The sequence below is a fragment of the Tsukamurella conjunctivitidis genome (assembly GCF_007858475.1).
In the GTDB taxonomy this organism is placed as follows: Bacteria; Actinomycetota; Actinomycetes; order Mycobacteriales; family Mycobacteriaceae; genus Tsukamurella; species Tsukamurella conjunctivitidis.
Map to the genome: position 1 here is coordinate 1 of NZ_VIGX01000042.1, position 1,512 is coordinate 1,512.

General features: G+C 68.4%; 3 protein-coding genes. 2 read left to right on the plus strand and 1 reads right to left on the minus strand.

All coding sequences use genetic code 11. The features are described 5' to 3' along the window. Positions 1-128: 6-phosphofructokinase (locus FK530_RS24200; protein ID WP_191834057.1), on the minus strand; the 128-nt coding region annotated here is incomplete at its 3' end. Between the two features lie 175 nt (positions 129-303). Between FK530_RS24200 and FK530_RS24205 the strand changes: the two genes are divergently transcribed. Together FK530_RS24205 and FK530_RS24210 are read left to right on the plus strand one after the other, a co-directional pair. Continuing rightward, on the plus strand, positions 304-1,266 hold the full coding sequence (locus FK530_RS24205) for a sugar-binding transcriptional regulator (RefSeq protein WP_158645197.1): 963 nt from the start codon (positions 304-306) through the stop codon (positions 1,264-1,266). 56 nt (positions 1,267-1,322) lie between these two features. After that, positions 1,323-1,512, plus strand: a 190-nt coding sequence (locus FK530_RS24210; RefSeq protein ID WP_231706780.1) for a pyruvate kinase, incomplete at its 3' end; no start/stop codon positions are given.

Sequence of the window (1,512 nt, forward strand, 5' to 3'; positions counted from 1 at the left end):
CCGCGCCAGCCGTCCTGGAATCCGACGACTGCGGAGCCGTAGCGGGAGGCGCTGGTGCGGACCACCGCGCGGATGACCGCGTTCAGGCCGGGGCAGTCACCCCCGCCAGTGAGCACTCCGATCCGCACTTCTCTTCCCTTCGTCCGCGGCACGTGGCCGTCCGGTCTTCGTCGTACCGGCCCATCAGACGTCGGTCGGAACGTTTCGACAACACCGGTGCCCATATGGGCACAGCCGGCCGTGTCGGGCGTCTACCCTGAGTCGACGGGATCGCCCCGTCCGCGACGGCCCGAGGAGGTGCCGATGGGGTCCATGGGACCGGCCGAAGTGGTCCGGGCCGCCGCCATCGCGCGGCGGTTCTACTTCGACGGCAAGTCGAAGATGGAGATCGGCGCCGAGTACGGGCTGTCCAGGTACAAGGTGGCCAGGATCCTCGACGCGTGCCTCGAATCCGGGCTGGTCCGCATCGAGATCAACACCGATGCGGCGATCGACGCCGACCTGTCGGAGCGGCTGCGCCGCGCGTACGGACTGCGGCGCGCCCTGGTCGCCACCGGTTCCTTCACCGACTTCGACGGACTCCGGCACGGGCTCGGCCGGGTCGCGGCCGACCTGCTCAGCGAGATCGTGACCGAATCGGATGTGCTCGGCGTCGGCTGGGGACGCACCCTGGACGCGATGGCGCAGCACGTCCGGGACCTGCCGCCGTGCACCATCGTCCAGATGTCCGGCGTCGTGGGCGACGTCCAGGCGAGTTCGGTCGACCTGGTGCGCCAGCTGACCTCGGTGTCGCGCGGCCCGCAGTATCCGATCTACGCACCGCTCATCATGTCGGACCAGCGGATGAAGGCTGCCCTCGCCCGGCAGCCCGGCGTCTCCGCCGCGATGGAGCTGTGGAAGCGCATCACGGTCGCCGTGGTGGCCGTCGGCAGCCTGGACCTGACGGGGTCGCAGGTGTACGCCATGCTGTCGGATCAGGGTCGGGCGGAACTGGATTCGCTCAACGTCGCCGCAGAGCTCTGCGCCATCCAGTTCGACGCCGAGGGGCGCCCGGTGCGCACCAACTACAGCGGGCGCACGCTCGCCATCTCCTTCCCCGAGCTCAGCGCGGTCGACGAGGTCATCGCCATCGCCGGCGGTCACCAGAAGGTGGAGGCCATCCGCGCGAGCCTGATCAGCGGGGTGGTGACCTCTTTGGTCACCGACCGCGAGACCGCCATCTCGCTGCTGCGCGTCGCGCCCACCGAATCGACCGATCGGGCCTGATGCCCATATGGGCGTGATGGTTGTCACCCGGATTCCGGATGCATACCTTCCGTGCTGTGACTCGTCGAACCAAGATCGTCTGCACCCTGGGCCCTGCTGTCGGAACTGATGAGAAGGTGCTCGCTCTCGTGGAGGAGGGGATGGATGTCGCGCGCCTGAATTTCAGTCACGGCGAGCACGCTGATCATGCGGTGAATTACAACCGTGTCCGGGCGGCTTCGGATAGGACTGGTCGGGCGGTGGGGA

What these genes read in the sequence shown, in the direction of transcription:
- FK530_RS24205 (WP_158645197.1), top strand. Translation starts at nt 304, where the DNA reads ATGGGGTCCATGGGACCGGCCGAAGTGGTCCGGGCCGCCGCCATCGCG.